This window comes from Streptomyces sp. JLSY215, from assembly GCF_059682825.1.
In genome coordinates this window covers 534,678-552,439 of sequence record NZ_CM185022.1, presented here as the reverse complement: position 1 = coordinate 552,439, position 17,762 = coordinate 534,678, and the positions used below count along the sequence as shown (strand labels likewise).

The window sequence follows — 17,762 nt, the reverse complement described above, 5'->3', positions numbered from 1 at the left end:
ATCGACACGCCGGGGGAAAGGCCGTGACCTGTGACCAGTGAGTTCAGCACGCTGTTGCGGCGGCTGCGCCGCGAAGCGGGGATGACTCAGGAGGGCTTGGCGGAGCGCGCCCGAGTGGGCGTGCGCACCATCCGAGGGTTGGAGACCGGCGAGCGCGCCGACCCCAGGGTGACCACGGTGCGGCTGCTGGCCGATGCGCTCCGGCTGAGCCCCGAGGAACGCGAGGAGCTGCTGGCGGCCGCCGTCCACCGGACCGGGGACGGGAGCCGGCCGACGGACTCGACCGGCGACGGGGGCGGGGACGGAGAGGGGGACCGGGCGGCGGAGCCGGCCGAGGAGCGGAGCCGGCCGGACGACGCAACCGGCCATGCGGAACAGGTCGCCGGCAGCCGCCCGGGATCGGCGTTGCACGACACCCTGACCGACATCGCCGATCAGCTCGCGCAGACGGTGGCCGCCCGCTGGCGGCGCGAGGAGGAGCAGCGGCAGGTCCACGACCCCTACCCGCTGCCGGTGCGCTGGCGGCCGGTGGCCGAGGAGCTGACCGACCACTGGGCCAACATCCGCCGCCTGCCTGCCGGGGGGACGCACGGCCCGCTGGACCTCAGCGGACAACTCGACGAGATCGTGGGCGTCTACCGGCGGATCCCGTCCGGACGGCTGGTGGTGCTGGGCCGCTCGGGCTCCGGGAAGACGATTCTCGCCGTGCGGTTCGTCCTGGACCACCTGAAGACGAGAGGCCGCACCGAAGCCGTACCGGTGATCTTCAGCATCGGCTCGTGGGATCCCACCGCCATCACCTTCCGGGACTGGCTGGCCGCCCAGCTGACGCGCGATCACCCCGGCCTCGCCACCCGGGGACCCGACGGGACGAGCCTGGCCGGCGCACTCGTCGAGACCGGCCGGGTGCTCCCCGTACTGGACGGCTTCGACGAGATAGCCGACGGCCTGCGCCGTCCCGCGTTGGAGGCGCTCAACGCCACCACGCTCCCGCTGCTGCTGACGAGCCGTCCGGGTGAGTACGCCGCCGCGGTGGCGGAGACCGATGTGCTCACCTCCGCCGCCGCGGTGGACCTGACCGATCTCACCCTGAACGACCTGGCCGACTATCTGCCGCGCACCACGCGCAAGGCCCGCGGCGGGGCGCGCTCCGCGACCGTCTGGGACCCCGTGCTGAGCGAGCTGCGCGAGCGGCCGCACAGTCAGGCGGCCGCCCACCTTGCCGCGGTGCTGACCACTCCGCTGATGGTCACCCTCGCCCGCGCCGTCTACAGCGACACCCCCGACCACGACCCGGCCTCGCTGCTGGACACCGAGCGCTTCGGCAGCCCCGAGGAACTGGAGGACCACCTCCTCGACAACTTCACCGCCACCGTCTACCGCCCGCGGCCCGGCCACCGCCCGAGCCGCGGACCGCGCCGCGCCTTCGACCCGGAACGCGCCCAGTACTGGCTCGGCTACCTGGCCCACCACCTGACCCGGCTCGACACCCCGAACCTGGAGTGGTGGCGGCTCGGCTACGGCCTGCGCCGCACCACCCGCACCCTGGTGACCGCAGTGGTGATCTCCCTGGCCGTCGGGCTCGCCGACTGCGTCGTCGGCACCCTCTTCGACTCCTTCGCCTTCCAGCTCGCGGACGGGCTGGTGGCCGGATCCCTCTCCGGACTCCTGTTCGCCATCGCGTACTGGTTCCTGATCGCGGCCAAGGATGCGGCAGTGGAGCCGTCCGTCATGCGCATGAAGATATTCGGCAGGGAAGGGAAAACCCGGCGGAGATCCCTGTCCCGACTGGCGATCGGGCTCCTGTGCGGGCTCGTCTTCGGCCTCGCCTACGGGTTCGTACGCGGCGTGCTCAACGGCGTCTTCGCGCACGTCGCCCCCTCGATCGTCCTGGTCATCGGCCTCGGCGACGGCCTCATCTACGGCCTGGTGTTCGCGCTGGGAGCCGGCCCCACCTTCGGCCTCCTGACCCTCTTCGAAGCCCCTCTCGACATCCGGTCCGCCGTCAACCCGGTCGGCCTGCTGCGCACCAACTCCAGGACCGTCGCCACCCAACTCCTGGTCTGGGCACCCCTCTTCGGACTCCTGGTCGGCCTGGGATCCATGGTGGTGATCTGGCCCATGTCGCAGATCGTGGGCCCGGTCGTCTGGAACCTCACGGCCGCGCTCAAGCTCGGCGTCATCGGCGGCCTCGGCGGCGCCCTCGGCTACGCGCTCAGTCTGACCGCCTGGGGCCACTGGGCGGTCTTCTCCCGCATCTGGCTGCCGCTGACCGGCCGGCTGCCCTGGTCCGTCGTCGCCTTCCTCGAAGACGCCTACCAACGGGGCGTACTCCGCCAGGCCGGCGCGGTCTACCAGTTCCGCCACGCCCGCCTGCAACACCACCTCGCCCGCGGCTACCGGTCACCGCGCGTCCCCCCACAGCCGACCGGACCAGGTGGCCCCACCGCCAGCCGATAGCTGCTGTCTCCGCCGCACCGCCGCCCTGCGCACCCGAGGAAGGCTCCCCGACCCCGGAAGAGCGGCCGGCGGGCGGAGCGCACACCGTGGTCATCCGCCCAGCCCGGGATGCCGGGTCCGGGTGACCGCGGACGCCGTCCGGCGGCGCAGCCGCCACTTGGTCACGAAGAACGCGACGATCACGGCCCCCAGCAGCCCCCAACGGAACGGCGCCGCATCCACGAATTCCGCCCAGGAGAACTCCTGGTCCCCGGCGTTCCGCGCCTCGGCCGGGGAAGGGCCGCCGCTCAGCAGCAGGATCTGTGCGTTGCCGCCGGCGCCCCGGACGGGCCGGTCCCAGGACCGGTCGACGTTCGTGGACGCATCCGGCCACTCGGCCTTGAACCGGCCGTCATCCACCTTGTGGAAGGGGACCCTCGTCAGGTCGACACCACCGAACACATAGGTCCTTACATAGACGGAATTGCCCTCCGTCGTGCGGCGCGTGACCTTGAACTCGCCGTTCTTGTAGGAGTCGACGTAGCCGTCAAAAGTGTCGCGCGGCTTCCAGCTGCTCTTGCTGTTCCATCGGCGGGCGTCGCCCCGGTCGATGAGTTCCGAGTACGTCGTCTCCTTCTGCCGGCTGACGTCGCGGTACCACTCGGCCGCCACCCGGCTCAGATAGACCCGGCGCAACTCGGCATACTGTGGGGCGGTGTTCACCGCCTTTTCCACCTTCGGCAGAATCATGTTCCGGAACAGCGACTCGTTGTGCTCCTCGACGGACTTCTCCTGCTGAGGGCATGCCTTGGTGCCTGCGACGCCACGCCCTTTCAGGTATTGCGTCTCCATCTTCACCTTGAGCGGCGCGTCCATGATGTACAGCTCGTCCTGCGTCGCATGGACCTTGGCCTCGCCCGGCACGATCCAGGTGCGCATGGACATGCAGCCACCCTGGATCCGGCGCCAGTAATCGGCGCCGAGTGCGGTGTCCGGGTGGATGAGCTGGGCAATCGTCTTCTTCATCCGCAAGTCGGCCTGGAGCAGGATGCGTCCGGCGTCGGTGCGCCCGAATTCGGCGTCGACAATGCGGTCGGGCTCATTGGGGTTGAGGTTCACCCAGAACGCGGACGGGCGCAGCGAAAGCCAGACGAAGAACGCGTCCGATGCCTCCCGTACGGCCTTCACCCCGTCCGACCGCCGGTTCTCACCACTGGTCCCGACGGGCGCGGCCCCCATGGAATAACGCAGGCCGGTCTTGGCCGAGCCGGTGTCGGACATATAGCGCAGATTCAGCGAGGAGAAGTCGATACCGCCGGGGTCGGATTCGGGTTTCGCCAGCATCTTGGCGAGCGCGGACGGCTGCCTGCCCTGGGAATTGCTCTCGCCGTCGCCGTCGCCACAGGGGTAGGCGGCGCTGAGGACGGCCCCGGAGCGCGGCGCCGCCATCAGGGCGATGGATTGACCGGGCCCCGCCGCCCCCTGGACGGGCCCCGCCGCCCCCAGACCGGAGGTCTGACACTCGCTTGCGCCGCCGGCGTTGAAGGCGGAGTCCACTGCGGACCCGGCCTTCGGGTCGGGAGCGGCCTTCTTCTTCTTTTTGCGATCGAGTTCAGTGGTGAGGGCCTTGTCGATGGCGTCACGCACTTCCTTGGAGTCGCCGCCCTCCCAGCTCTGATGCGCAACGGAGAACAGAATCTTGATGTGCGGCACATATTTCTTGAGCTTGAAATAGCAGAAGCTGGGGCCGTTCCTGCACGGCGAACGCTCGGACCACAACGCCAGCAGCCGGTCCCTGGAGATGGCCTTGCGCTCCAGTGTCCGGAGGAGCTCGATCTCCGAATGCCGAGTGTTCTGGTTGTTCAGTGTGGGAACCACCAGCACGGCGGTGACGCCGGGGTCCAGCCCGAGGGCCGCGAACAGATCCGGATTGTCCGCAGCCTCCCTGATCTCGAACTTGCCGTACTTCTCGCTGAGCTTCTGGAGCGCGCTCTCGGGATCGTTGGAATTCCGGGCCTCGGCGACCTCCGACGTCATATCGACGAAGCCGACCGCGGCATTGCGGTTCAAGGCCTTGTCGTCCCCGGGAGTCGCCATGCCCGCCTTGACCCGCCTCTCGTAGCCGATCCGGCTGATCGGACTGTCGTAGAGCGGTATCTGCTCCCATTCACCGGGCATCGGGGGTTTGGGCTTGGGCGCGGCGGCGGGCACGGCATACGCGGCAGGCAGCGTTTCCGCCGTCAGCGGGGCGATCGCCACCATCATCACGACGATGGCCGTGACGAGCAGCCGCAGCCGCGAACCCGGCGGCGCGGTGCGCTTGCCGCGGAACGGGAGTGTCATGGGCGCCCCACTTTCATCCCGGCGTTTCCGCAGCAGGAGGCCGCCGCGGACGATCAGAAAGGCACCCCAGAGCACGGGGCCGTACCAGACGGGAGCGAACGTACCCGCGGCGCGTGCGGATGTGTAGAGCGAGCAGAGCACGCCCAGAAGGCACCACGCCGCACCGAAGCCGATATGACGGTTTCCCTTCTTCTTCCGGAGGGCGCGCTGCCGGTCGGCGGTGACCTGGGAAGGGAGCGGGGTGCCGGGCATGGGCGATGCAACTCCGGTGGGCCGTCTCGGTGCTGACGCGCCCACCCTCACCCGAGCCGCTGAAATGCCGATGAAACGGGCCGCGGCCGGTGATTGTCAGACCCCCCTGCCATGATCTCTCCATGGATCTCGTACATGCGCTCGAAGGTCTCGATGCGCGTTTCTGGACAGCCGTCTCCCATGCCTACGGCAGCGCCGACGACCTGCCGGACGTGGTGCGGGCATTGGCGGGCGACGATGCGGACGCCGCCGACGAGGCCGTCTCGGAGCTGTACGACAGCGTCCTGCACCAGGGCACCGTCTATGCGGCCAGCGCCGAGGTGGCGCCCTTCCTGGCCAGGGGCCGTCGGCGCGGCCGACCGCCACGGAAGCCGGCGGCCGGCCCGCCTCGCTACTCGATCGCGTCCTCGAACACCGCCAGCAGCGCACCCTCGTTCCCGCCCACCGGCAGCTCCGCCCAGATGATCTTGCCGTCGGGCGTGTAGCGGGTTCCCCAACGCTCGGCGAGGCGGGCGACGAGGTACAGGCCGCGGCCGCCCTCGTCGGTGGTGGCGGCGTACCGCAGGTGCGGGGAGGTGCTGCTGGTGTCGGATACCTCGCAGGTCAGGATGCGGTCGCGCAGCAGGCGGACGGTGACCGGCGGGGTGCCGTAGCGGACGGCGTTGGTGAGCAGTTCGCTGAGCACGAGTTCGGCGGTGAAGGCGGCCTCTTCGAGGTTCCACCGGGTGAGTTGTTCGACGACGGCTGCGCGGACGGGGGAGACGGCGGCGGGGTCGTGGGGCACGTCCCACACGGCGACGTGCGAGGCCGGGAGCCGCCTGGTGCGGGTGACGAGCAGGGCGATGTCGTCTTCGGGCTCGGGGGGCAGCAGCGCTTCGCACACGTCGGTACAGGTTTGTTCCGGGGTGGGGCCGGAGCGGGCGAGGGCCGCCTGGAGGAGGCCGAGACCTTCGTCGATGCCGCGGGTACGGCCGTAGACGAGGCCGTCGGTGTAGAGGACGAGCCGGCTTCCTTCGGGCAGCAGATGTTCGCCGCTCTCGAAGGGCAGTTGGGTCAGGCCCAGCGGCGGTCCGGCGGGGACCGGCGGGAAGGTGACGGTGCCGTCCGCGAGCACGACCGCGGGGGGCGGGTGCCCGGCCCGTGCCATGACGCACCGGCCGGAGACGGAGTCGTAGACCGCATACAGCACCGTGGCGCCGCTGACCGCCGGGCCCTGGCCGTCGGCGGACTCGTCCTGGTCGATCCGGGCGACGAGCTCATCGAGATGGCTGAGGAGTTCATCGGGCGGCAGGTCGAGGCCGGCGAAGTTGTGGATGGCGGTGCGCAGCCGGCCCATGGTGGCCGCGGCGTGCAGACCGTGGCCCACCACGTCGCCGACCACCAGGGCGACGCGCGCACCGGGGAGCGGAATGACGTCGAACCAGTCCCCGCCGACGCCGGCCTGGGCGGGCAGATACCGGTAGGCGACGTCGAGGGCGTCCTGCTCGGGCACGCCGCGCGGCAGCAGGCTGCGCTGGAGCGTCACGGCCATGGCGTGCTCGCGCGCGTAGCGGCGGGCGTTGTCGATACAGACCGCCGACCGGGCGACGAGCTCCTCCGCGGCGGACAGGTCGTCCGCGTCGAACGGCGCGCGGCCCTCGGCGCGCCAGAACTGCGCCACTCCCAGCCCGGCGCCTCCGCCGCGGAGCGGGACGGCGATCAGGGACCGGATTCCGAGGTCGAGGAGGGTCCCTGCGAGCCGCGGGTGAGCGGACCGCCATGCGCTGTCGGCGGCCAGATCGGGCACCAGCAGGGACCGACCGCCGGCCGGTACGGCGGCCGCCTCGTCGGGCGGGGCGGCGGTCGCCTCCTCGGGCAGGACCACGATCGGCCTGTCGGGCGGCGCAGGGATCCCCGGTGTGTGGGCGGTGGCCGCCCGGCACAAGGCGGTACCGTGCGTCCGGCCGGGCTCGTCGCCACGCAGGACCGGCTCCGCGAGATCGACCGTCACGGCGTCGGCGAGCCGCGGGACCGACACCTCCGTCAACTCCTCCGCGGTGCGCCCGACATCCAGGGTGGTGCCGATGCGCATTCCGGCGTCGTAGAGCAGCTGCAGCCGCTCCCGTGCCACTTCCGCCCGGCCGGTGAGCGCGCGCAGCTCCGTGGTGTCCCGCAGGGTCGCCACGCTCCCGCCGTGGCGGCCGGCCGGGCGGCAGCTGACGGCCAGGAGACGGTCGTGGGCGCGGTGCAACTCGTCGGTGACGGGACGGCAGGACGCCAGCATCTCCGCGAAGTCCGCTTCCAGACCCAGGTCGCGCACATCGCGCCGTTCGGCGTCCGGGGGCAGCTTCAGCAGCCGCCGCGCCTCGTCATTGGCCAGCATCAGCCGCCGGTCGGCCCCGGTGATGAGCACTCCTTCACGGACGGCGTGCAGCACCGCGTCGTGATGCTCGTACATATGCGTCATCTCCGCCGGCCCCATGCCGTGCGTCTGCAGCCGCAGCCGTCGGCTCACCAGCGCCGCACCCCCCACGGCCAGGGCGAGCGCCGCGGCCCCCGCCGCCGCGAGGAGCGGCAGTTCCCGGTTCACCGCCTGGGACACCGTGGTGATCTCGACGCCCGCCGTGACCACGCCGACGATCCTCCCGCGGGCATCCCTCACCGGCACCACCGCCCGGATCGCCTCGGAGGGCGCACCGACGAATTTCTCCGTGAACGATTCACCGGTCAGCGCCCGCGCCCAGTCACCGGACGCCCGACGGCCGATCAGCCGGGGGAGGGGATCGGTGTAGCGGATGCCGGAACGGCTCAGCACGGTCAGGAAGTCCACCCCCGAGGCGCGCCGGATCTCCTCGGCCAGCGGCTGCAGCGCGGCCGTGGGATCGGAGGTCCGCAGCGCCGCCGCGACCCCCGGCTGATGGGCGAACGCCTCGGCCACACCCAGCGACCGGCCCCCGGCCTCGGCTTCGCTGGCGTGCCGCGCCTGGATCACCTGCGCCACGCCCGCGGTGCCGATCAGCAGGATCACGATCGCCGACTGCAGCCAGAAGACCTGGCCGGAGACGCTGCGCGGCACGCGCCGGCCGCGCCGCCGTGGCGCGCCGCCGGCGGTTGCGCTCGCATCAGGGGGAGGCTCCGTACGCGACACCGTGTGACGGCCGGTGCGCCGGAGGGCGCTTACGGGTCGGATCAGCGCAGCCCGCATGTGTCGGAGCAGTGCTGAGATCTGACCCCGTTTCCGCCACATATCGACACTTTTAACACGCCCGCCGTCCGAGGAGCCCCACGGCGCTGCGGAAGGCGCACCGACAGCGGCGCGGATGGGTACCCCTCGCGCGCTGGGGACGGCGCCGCGCGCCGGGCCGCGCCCTACCTGGCCGGGGGCGCGGGGATGGCGAGGACACGATCCCGGAGGACCGGCAGCTCTTCCCGGATCGCCGTCACCACACCCACATCGACGTCCGCCGTGAGCACGGCCTCGCCCTCCCCGGCCTCGGCGAGCACCGTGCCCCAGGGGTCGACGATCAGGCTGCCGCCGGCCTGCTTCATCTCGCTGTGCGTGCCGCCGGCACAGCAGGCCAGGACGACGGCCTGTTCCTCGACGGCGCGGGCTCGCACCAGGATCCGCCACTGTTCACGGCGCCGGGCCGGCCATGCGGACGCCACGACCAGGATCTCCGTTCCGGCATCGACGAGCGCGCGGAACAGCTCGGGAAAGCGCAGGTCGTAGCAGGTGGCGATGCCGAGGGTGCCGAACTCGGTGGTGACCGTCACGATGTCCTGCCCCGCGGCCATTTGAGCGGCCTCGCCGACGGTGAAGCCGTAGCGGTGGATCTTCCGGTACACCCCGCGCAGCGTTCCGGCGCGGTCGAAGACCAGGGCGGTGTTGCGGAGCGCACCGTCGCTCCCGCGCTCCACCAGGGTGCCGGCGTGCAGCCATACGCCCGCGGCGCGCGCCGCCTGCGACATGGCGCGGGCCGTGGGCCCGTCGACCGGTTCGGCGCCCGTCTCCCAGGCGTCGTAGGCCCAGGCGCCGGTCGTCCAGAGCTCCGGCAGGACCACGAGGTCGTCCCCCGCCCGACCACGGACCAACTCGGCCGCATGCGCACGGCGTTCATCCGCCGACTCGCTGTCCGACACCGCCAGCTGGATCAGCGAAGCACGCATGCCCTGCCACCTTTCAGACGTCGTCCGACGGCGAGGGGCCACGGCGCGGGGGCCTCCCTGCCATTCTCGTCCCCCGCCCGCCGGACCGCATCACCTGCATCACCGGACCACGGCCGAGCTGCCGCAACCTTGATCGACATCCCCTTCCTCGGGGACCGGCGGCTCAGGCGGCGCCCCATACGAGGGGCGCGCGGTTCCGGTGCGGTCGACACCTCTGCCGCCCGCACCGGTAACCGCCGGGACACTTCCCCCCCGTGACTTCCCCCGTGCTGAGGAGCGCCCTGTCAGGCCTTGTTGTCTGTCAGTTCTTGACCGGGACGACGGACATCAGTCCGCTGAAGTAGGTGACCGGTACGGTGTCCGTCTTGTTGGTGGTCGTCCCGCTGCTGGTCGAGGACGTCTCGGACGAGGTGAGCCCCGCGCCGAACGAAATGACCTTGTCGAAGCTGGCGTTGATCTGCCCCGACACGGCCTTCTCCAGGCCCTGCTGCCGGATCTGCTGCTCGCTCAGCGTCACCGAGGTGAACTTGACCTCCCGCTGGATGGTGAAGACGTAGCTTCGCTGCGTGGGATCCAGACCGGCGAGCGTCAGCTTGCCGACCAGGTGCGTGGTGATCAGGATGCCGGGAGGCGTTCCGGTGGTGGCCGGGTTGCCCGCCATGGCGGAGGAGTAGATCGCGGGGTAGGTCACCCAATGGGCGGACGAGCCGTCGACCACGATGTCCAGGGGTTTGTTCGGGGCGACCTTGCCGTTGAGGATGACGCTGGGCGCCGCGGGAACCACATTGTCCTGGCTGAGCACGGGCTTGCCGTCCTGGAAGATCGCGATGGTGAACCTGCCGCGCTCCCAGTCCGCCTCGCTGGGCCCGAAACTGACAGGGGCGAAGCTGAAGACGAACGACCGGTTGCCCGAGCCGATCGGCACGGGCGGCCGGGGAGCGGGGGGATGGGGTACCGGAGCGGGCGGCTTCGGTGTGGCGGAGCCTCCGTCGCCGGTGCCGGGTTGCGTACCGGGGCCCGAGGTGCCCGGGGTGCCGCCCGGGTGGGGGTCCGTTCCTCCGGTTCCGGTGCCGCCGCCCGGCGTACCCCCGCCCGGGGTTCCGGTGCCGCCGCCGGACGGTGCGCCGGGGCCGCCTCCGGTGCCGGGCGAACCCGCTCCCGTACCGCCGTCCGCGCCGGTGCCCGGCGTCGAGCCGGTGCCGGGCGCGCCGGGTGTTCCGGGCGTGCCCGGCGTTCCGGGGTTCTTGCCCGCGAGGCCCGCCGCGTTGCTCGCGAGCGAGGTCAGCAGCGCGGCGATCTCCTTCTGCATCGACATATCGCGGAAGATGTCGCCCTTGCCGAGGAGTTGCAGCGCCGCCGCCATGCCCACCGGGTCGGGGGCCTGCGGCGGCTGCACGATGGTCACCGACGAGGCGGGCAGCCCCGAGGGCGTCGTGGAGACGACGACCTCCCGGGTCGCCGTGGACACCGGAGCGATCTCCGGGGCGCTGTCCGGATCGGGCGACTTCTGCCAGTCCCAGAAGCGGGTGTTGTCGATGACCTCCGCGGAATTGCAGTGGCCGAGTTTGGCCTCGGCGAAGACCCCGCGGGTCGGCAGGCTGATCAGCTGCTCGCTGCGGGCGGGAGCCACTTCGGGAAGGCGTACCTGTCCCTCGTCCGAGTCGTCGAACAGGGCGGGATCGAGCGGGAAGGCCGTGGCATCCCCGAGCACCTCCAGGGCGCGGTTCTCGACGGCCTGGAACAGCGGGCGCGTCGTGCCCCCGACGGTGAGGCTGCTGCCCGCCAGCTCCGTCCACCGGGCATTGGGGTCCTCGCCGAGCCGGATCAGCCGGTAGTAGTGCTCGCGGTTCTGCACCAGGTGCCTGCGCAACCGGATCCGCAGCAGGTTCTCGTCATCGCTGAGGCGCTGGAACGGGCTCGGCGCGGGCGCGGGCTCCGGCGCCTGACGTACCGCCAGCGCCCAGGTCGTCGAAGGCTTCTGGAAGAGCTTGCCGCTGGGCTCGTCGACCAGGAGGTGGGTGTTGCCCGCGGTGTCCACGGCCGTGACGACCAGATGCTCCACGGCGACGTCGTCGTTCCTGCCCTCGGTGTGCGGCGGGATCAGGGTCACCGAAATCGTCCGCAGATCACGCCAGTTGACGCGCTCGTCGGGCCGGGGCACACCGGCGAGATCGACCATGGCGTGGGTGTGCTGGAAGTCCCCGGGATTCTGCAGATGGGTGGGATCGGGGTCCCAGTCGCTGTGCTGCGGACGGACCAGATCCGAGACTTTCTGGCCGCCGCCGGGCGCTCGCTGGGTCAGGGTGACCGTCGTGGGCACCCGGTCCTGGAAGCTGGACAGGTCACCGATGGTGAAGCGGAACTGGAAGAGGATGAACTCGACGCTGCCCGGATCGGGCGGTACCGGTACCTCGGGCTGCAGTTCCTGCCACGCCGCGTACTTCTCCACCGCGTCGAACCCGCCGGCCAGCTGCGGATCGAGCAGTCCGGCCTGCAGGAGGCGGCGGTAGCGGACGATGACCAGCTCGTCGTCGAGGTTCGGGGACGCGGCGGGCAGCAGAACGGCCGGACGCACCGTCCCGCGCTCGACGAGCACCCGGAAGTGCCGCAGCACCTCGTAGTAGAGCAGGGTCATCGCATGCGCGTGATTGTGGTTGCGTACGGTCCGGGTCTGCGCGGTGGAGCTCTCCGTCTGCCGGGACTGTACGACCACCGTGCTGCGCATATCGCGTACGGAGGTGGAGTGCTGGCGGATCTGGTCGTGCAGGTTCTGCACGGTGTCCGCCGAGACACTGCGGTCGCCGGTCGTCGTGGCGTAGCCGCCGCCGATCGCGGCGGAGCCGCCGAACATGCCCATCGACGCGGCCCCCGCCGCGCCGGTCATCACCGAACCGCCGCGCTGCCACTCGTTGACGGCGCCCTTGACCACCTCGTCGACCGTCCGGTCGCGGGTGAGGGCATGCTCCAGGTCGTCCGTGAGGGCGATGTCCTCCAGCCGGCTGTCGGTCGAGGTGCGCGACCAGTCCACGACCGCGAGCTGCACCTGCTCGCCCGGTGCCAGGGGGAGGCTGTAGGTGACCTGGCCGAGCCCGTGCCCCACGGGGATCCACGTGACGTCGTAGCTGATGACCAGGGCGATCGGCACCGGAAAGCCGGAGGTGCCGTCGGAGGTGCCGCCGCCGTCCCCGGCCGCCGCCGCGTACTGAGCGCCGTAGTCCAGGCTCGCCAGAAGATGCGGGACGGGCACGATCTGGTGCACCTGGTACTGCTGGGTGGCCACGTTGGACGGCAGCAGGGTCTCGCAGCCGTCCTGCCCGATGAGTTCGGCCGGTACGTAGGCGAAGGAGCCCGGCGAGAGATACCAGTCGAGGAGCGAGGGCGACTGCATCGCGGGGAAGCCGGTGGCGGAGCCGGTGAAGACGCCGCCGCGGTCCACGCCGAGCCGCAGGACCAGCGCCTGCGCCCGTTCGTCGGCCTCGGCCAGGACGTCCACCGCGCTCTGCAGCGGACCGCAGAGGTACAGCCACACATGGGTGAGCCGGACCTCGGCGGTGGAGCCGTCGGGCCGTTCGGCCAGTTGGCGGGCCTGCCGCCACAGAGGCGCCAGATCCCAGGAGAGGTACCCGGCGTGGTCACTGCCGAGCAGCCCCAGCGGGATGCGGACCGAGTGCCCGGCGGATGCCGCGTCCCCCACCTCGCGGCCGGAGCCCTCTTCGGTGACGGTCAGCTGGGCTTCGAGGAAGGTCAGTGCCCCGGAGACGGGGCCGCCGGTTGCGTTGTCGAAGAGAAACACGCAGCAGCGGGCAGGGCCGCCACCGGTGTCGTCGGTCGGAAGTGCGATGTCCATGGTTCCCCCCATGACGTCGCGCCTGAACGACAGCGCCGAAACGGCGGGCGGTCAGGCGATTACGGGAGGAACGTAACGTAAGGGGGCTCGATCGCTGCTCGAACTTCTTGTGGAGCATTTGGGGAGCGTGCCCGGCCGGCAGCGAGACCCGCCCCGTGGAGTGACGGGCCGCGGTCACCCCCGAACCGCAGGGGCAGGCCGCGTGCCGCAGCGCCAAGTCCCCACTGCGTCATGGCAGTTCAGGGATGTCGCCGCCACCTCACTCCCACCCGCCGATCGGCCCGCTTCCCCGACGGCCGACGGCGCACCGAAGGGATGAAGGGTGCTGAGGCCGGTACCCCGGCGCCGGCCCATACCCCTGTTCCGCCAGCCCACACCCTCCGTTCACGGTGACGTCGATCATGGGCAATCCGCGCCCGGCCTCATACCATTGCCCGCCGCTCCGGACGGGCGGCGCACAGCTCTCAGAGGAATGGAAACCATGCCAGTACGGGCAAAAGGCAAGCTTGCGATTTTCGGCACCGTGGGGGCGCTGGCCGCCGCGGTCTTCGCCGGCAGTGCCCTGTGGCCGGGCGGCGAGGCCGAGGCCGCCGGGTCGTCGTCACAGGTCGCCACGGCGGAGCTGAAGCACTGGCCCGAGCCCGTGGCCATGAAGCTCGGCAAGGTCATCGCGGACCACGACCACAAGGGCGCGTACGCGGTCTTCGACGCGGACAACACCACGTACCGCAACGACCTGGAAGAGGCCCTGCTGCCCTTCCTGGAGATGAAGGGCGTCCTGACCCGCAAGACCATGGACCCGTCCCTGAAGACCATCCCCTTCAAGGACACGGCGACCCACAAGGAGAGCCTCTACAGCTACTACAACCGCCTGTGCGAGGTGGACGACCAGGTCTGCTACCCGTGGGCGGCGCAGATCTTCTCGGGCTTCACCCTGAAGCAGCTCAAGGGCTACGTGGACGAGCTGCTGGCGTACGGCAAGCCGATACCCGCCGAGTACTACGAGGACGGGAAGCTGACCAAGATGGAGGTCGAGGCCCCCCGCCTCTCGCCGGGCATGCAGGAGCTCTACAAGGCGCTGCGCAAGCACGGCATCGAGGTGTACGTGGTGAGCGCGGCCTCCGAGGACCTGGTGCGCATGGTCCTGGGCGACCCCAAGTACGGCTACAACGTGAAGCCGGAGAACGTCCTCGGCGTCTCCGCGCTCCTCAAGGACCGCAAGACCGGCGACGTCACCAGCTCCCGCAAGGAGATCGCGGCTGGCCGCTTCGACCCCGAGAAGCTCGCCGACCGCGAGCTGACGCCGACGCTGTGGGCACCGCTGACCTGGTACGAAGGCAAGCCGGCGGCGATCAACACCTATATCGACGAGTGGCAGAAGCCGCTCCTCGTGGCGGGCGACACCCCGAAGAGCGACGGCCCGATGCTCTTCCACTCCGCGGACGTGGAGCACGGCGGCGTCCGGGTGTGGGTGAACCGCAAGGAGAGCTACATGAAGGAGCTCGACGAGATGAAGCGCTCCAACGCCGAACGCCAGAAGGAACTGGGCCAGAAGGTCACGGCGGACAAGCGCTGGCTGACGGTGACGCCGGCACAGATCGGCTGAGCCGTCGCCCCGGGCGGTGCCGTGGGCCGATGCGAGGTCCGCACCCGTGTGACTGACGTCGGCCTTCAAGACCTGGTGGTCTTGAAGGCCGACATTGTCGTCATGGGCCGACGGCGGCTGTGCGGCCGAGCGGCAACGGCCCGTACGCCGACGGCATTTACCCGTTCACGCATTTCTGCGAAATTCGAACTCGCGATGTAATTCATGGGATGCTGTTTCCCTGACATCGGCAGTCTGCCAGGTCGCATTCATGGCTGAAGTCCCCTGGCAAGAGGACCCGTTCGGCCAAGGGGAAGATTCCAGCCGATTGTCACCATTCTCCCGCAATGGCCCCGGCGCTCTGCTGTCATTGGCGGAGTCAGTCCAAGGCGTGGCACTTCGGCAGGCCGAGCGATAAGTGCCATGGGTCAGCGAAAAGAGAAATGAATGACCACTGGAATCAGGGGCTGTGACAACCAGTCGAACTCGTACGTGTCCTTCGTCAACGAAGAGCATGCCGGGGACAGCGAATCCGTGAACCCGAGGTCGTACAGCGACGCCTACGCGTGGATCTCGCAGCACAAGGAAAGGCCGTTGAGCGTTCAGACCGGCCGGGGCCGGTGCATCCTCTGGGACGACGACTGGAAGGTCAAAGGTCAGTGGGATGACGGCAAGGGGGAGTTCGTCCTCGCCAACGTCGAGAGCAGCCCGCAGGACTACCGCATGACGGTCAGCACCACGGGCGACATCACCCTGTCCGCGGTCTGACCGCGGAATCCGGCGAGAAAGAGGGGGATGGGGATCGTCATGCCCATGAACAACTGGAGCATCACGAACGCCATGGAGAACGCGACGGGGAACTGGGTGTACTACATCTGCACCGCAGTGACGGCCTTCGCGAATCTCCATTTCAGCCGCCACGTCGACAACCCGGCCGAAGACCATATGGCGACAAACGACGGCAACTATTACTACTACGGCGTGACCGGCACGTTCAATCAGGCGGCACAACACGCCGATGCATCCATCCGGCAATCGCTGGTCGATGCCTGGAACGACTACTTCACGGTGTAGACCGGCCTATCTGCTCGTCGCAGTAGCGCCGCGGGTTCCGTTCATGCCGTTCCCGGTGCGAGCGTGACCCGGGCTCACCGGCGGGGCTCCTGAATTCCAGGTGCCCCGCTCAGTCATGTTGCCGGTGCGGGCGACCGGCTCGCGCCCCACCGCCCGCGGCGCCCTGACCGGCAAGGTCTGCCGGACCCCTGCCGACTGCCAGGCGGCGCTGAAGACACTCTTCGGACAGCGATGCCTCGCCATTTCATGGGCATTTCAACGGACGGGGTTAGCGTCGGCGTCGTCCGATGCAGGCAGCTCGCCGGCCTCGATCGTCTACCGCCTCGCGGCACTTCCCTGATCGGGGGCCGCACCCCGCCCAGGGCGGGAGACCCGCGGCTCTTCGCGAAGGGCTCCGCATCCGCGTACCGAACACGCCACGCACCACAACGATGAGGGCGCTCACGAGGCAGCGCCTGCGAGTCCGCTAGGGGGAGTCGTGACCGACCCGGAACCGACGCACGAGGCGAAGGAAACGGACGAGGGGAGGGGAACGGACGAGGGGAGGGGAACGGACGAGGCGGAGGGAACGGGCGAGGCGGCGGAGGGTCCGGACGGGGCGAAGACACCGGACGGCCCGCCCACGGCTCCGCAGCCGCATGCCGAAGGCAAGGACGACGACCGCCAAGCGCGCAACCGCATTCCCCTTGACCTCCGGCGCCTCCGCCGCCCCCAGCTCATCGGCGTCGGCGTTGTCGTACTCGCCCTGCTGGCCGGCCTGCTGGTCTGGGTGACCGGAGACGACGACAAGGACGAAGCCACGGGCGACCGGGGACCGTTCGACAAGGCCGTGGCGAGCCTGGCCGTTGCCCGGGGACTGCGCTACAAGGACACCGCGATCGCCGGCATCACCGAACGGGACATCACCGTCACCGCGTCCAACAAGAAGTTCGGCAGCACGGGATACGGCCGCACGCTGAAGAACCTGGAGAGCGACGTCCTCAGGATCGACGGCAAGACCTTCACCCGGCATCACAAGGCGGCCGATTACGAGAAGGACCTCCTGCCCAAGGGCGAACAGGACGGTCCGGGCCGGTGGGTGGTCAACCCGACCGGTGGCACCAAGGTCCTCGACGAGGTGCTCCAGCAGTACCAGTCTCCGAAGCAGCTGGCCGCGAACCTCCGGCGCGCACTGGACCGGGTGGACCGGTTCCCCGAGGCCGACACCCCGGGCGCACCGCCGCTCGTCGTGAGCGGCGTACCGGCTCTGCGGGTCGACACCTCCGCCGGTCGCCTGACCGTCGCCAAGAAGCCGCCCTACCGCGTGCTGCGCCTGGAGCCGTACGACCTCCACGACATGGTCGACGGGATGCAGAGCGCCGCATCGCAGGGAGCGACGCCCTCGATGCCCCCCACAGTGGAGGAAGGCCCGCTCAAGGAAGGCGACTCCAAGGGGATGGAGCTGACCCCGCTCACCGGGCCCGAGTCCGACGAGATGTTCGACCGGCTCCAGGAGTACATCGACAAGCTCGGCGACGCGGTCGACGACAACGTCGACTTCACGCTCGACACCGGCGGATCACTGAACTGCGGTGCCGGCGGCTGCTCCGTCACGGAGAGCTTCACCGGGAAGATCGTCCCCCGGGAGAAGGGGGTGACCATCGAGATCAACCAGGTCACCGCCGTCATGACCGCCACCGTCACCATCAACGGCAAAGCCGCCGGCCAGTGCACCAGCGCACCGACCGTCGTCCGCTTCAGCGGCAACCTGTCGAGCGGCAACCTGTCCTGTGAGGTGCCGGGGGCCGGTCCGGTCTACGAGGCCGAGCGGCAGCGGCTCAAGTCCATGGCCGAGGCGGAGTCCCGCGCCTCCGGCGGCCGCCCCGTCCCGTACCGCATCTCCAACCGAGCCTGGGCCGAGATCGATGCGCGGGCCATCGCCAAGGGCGAGGTGGAGGAATTGACCGACGAGGTACGCCGCGAGCGTCAGGGCGACGCCTGAGTGAAGCCGGCGCCTTGGGCACGGGTGGACGCCTGAGCCCTGTCCGGGCCTTGCGGCACGGTACTCCCGGCGCGCAGCGGATGCGCGCCGGGAGA

The 17,762-nt window shown here is 70.3% G+C and carries 10 protein-coding genes; 6 read left to right on the top strand and 4 right to left on the bottom strand.

The window, feature by feature from the left end:
- The first annotated feature begins 30 nt into the window (after window positions 1-30).
- The gene (locus AC5677_RS02530; protein ID WP_497193337.1) at window positions 31-2,460 is read left to right on the top strand and encodes a helix-turn-helix domain-containing protein; all 2,430 of its coding nucleotides are present in this window, start codon (window positions 31-33) and stop codon (window positions 2,458-2,460) included.
- Between the two features lie 90 nt (window positions 2,461-2,550).
- Here AC5677_RS02530 and AC5677_RS02525 read toward each other — a convergent pair whose 3' ends face one another.
- Window positions 2,551-5,034, bottom strand: coding sequence for a nucleic acid/nucleotide deaminase domain-containing protein (locus AC5677_RS02525; RefSeq protein ID WP_497193336.1), 2,484 nt, complete (start codon window positions 5,032-5,034; stop codon window positions 2,551-2,553).
- 122 nt (window positions 5,035-5,156) lie between these two features.
- On the opposite strand from AC5677_RS02525, the gene AC5677_RS02520 reads away from it, so the two are divergent.
- A complete protein-coding gene (locus tag AC5677_RS02520) occupies window positions 5,157-5,519 on the top strand; it encodes a hypothetical protein (RefSeq protein ID WP_497193335.1) in 363 nt (120 codons plus the stop codon).
- Here AC5677_RS02520 and AC5677_RS02515 read toward each other — a convergent pair.
- The 3 genes from AC5677_RS02515 to AC5677_RS02505 all read right to left on the bottom strand — a co-directional run bounded on the left by AC5677_RS02515 (window position 5,426) and on the right by AC5677_RS02505 (window position 13,027).
- The gene (locus AC5677_RS02515) at window positions 5,426-8,218 is read right to left on the bottom strand and encodes a SpoIIE family protein phosphatase (protein WP_497193334.1); all 2,793 of its coding nucleotides are present in this window, start codon (window positions 8,216-8,218) and stop codon (window positions 5,426-5,428) included. The genes AC5677_RS02520 and AC5677_RS02515 overlap by 94 nt on opposite strands.
- Window positions 8,219-8,382: 164 nt before the next feature.
- Window positions 8,383-9,180 carry a carbon-nitrogen family hydrolase gene (locus AC5677_RS02510; RefSeq protein ID WP_497193333.1) on the bottom strand — a complete coding sequence of 266 codons (798 nt, stop codon included), beginning with the start codon at window positions 9,178-9,180 and terminating at the stop codon, window positions 8,383-8,385.
- A gap of 301 nt (window positions 9,181-9,481) precedes the next feature.
- The gene (locus tag AC5677_RS02505) at window positions 9,482-13,027 is read right to left on the bottom strand and encodes a hypothetical protein (protein ID WP_497193332.1); all 3,546 of its coding nucleotides are present in this window, start codon (window positions 13,025-13,027) and stop codon (window positions 9,482-9,484) included.
- Between the two features lie 481 nt (window positions 13,028-13,508).
- Here AC5677_RS02505 and AC5677_RS02500 point away from each other — a divergent pair, with 481 nt between their 5' ends.
- The 4 genes from AC5677_RS02500 (at window position 13,509) to AC5677_RS02485 (ending at window position 17,667) form a co-directional block, all read left to right on the top strand.
- Complete coding sequence (locus tag AC5677_RS02500) at window positions 13,509-14,633, top strand: HAD family hydrolase (protein ID WP_497193331.1); 1,125 nt, start codon at window positions 13,509-13,511, stop codon at window positions 14,631-14,633.
- Between the two features lie 426 nt (window positions 14,634-15,059).
- On the top strand, window positions 15,060-15,380 hold the full coding sequence (locus AC5677_RS02495; protein ID WP_497193330.1) for a hypothetical protein: 321 nt from the start codon (window positions 15,060-15,062) through the stop codon (window positions 15,378-15,380).
- Window positions 15,381-15,425: 45 nt separating this feature from the next.
- Window positions 15,426-15,686 (top strand): hypothetical protein, encoded by a 261-nt coding sequence (locus tag AC5677_RS02490; RefSeq protein WP_497193329.1) that lies wholly within the window; start codon window positions 15,426-15,428, stop codon window positions 15,684-15,686.
- 478 nt (window positions 15,687-16,164) lie between these two features.
- A complete protein-coding gene (locus AC5677_RS02485) occupies window positions 16,165-17,667 on the top strand; it encodes a hypothetical protein (protein WP_497193328.1) in 1,503 nt (500 codons plus the stop codon).
- Window positions 17,668-17,762: the final 95 nt, after the last annotated feature.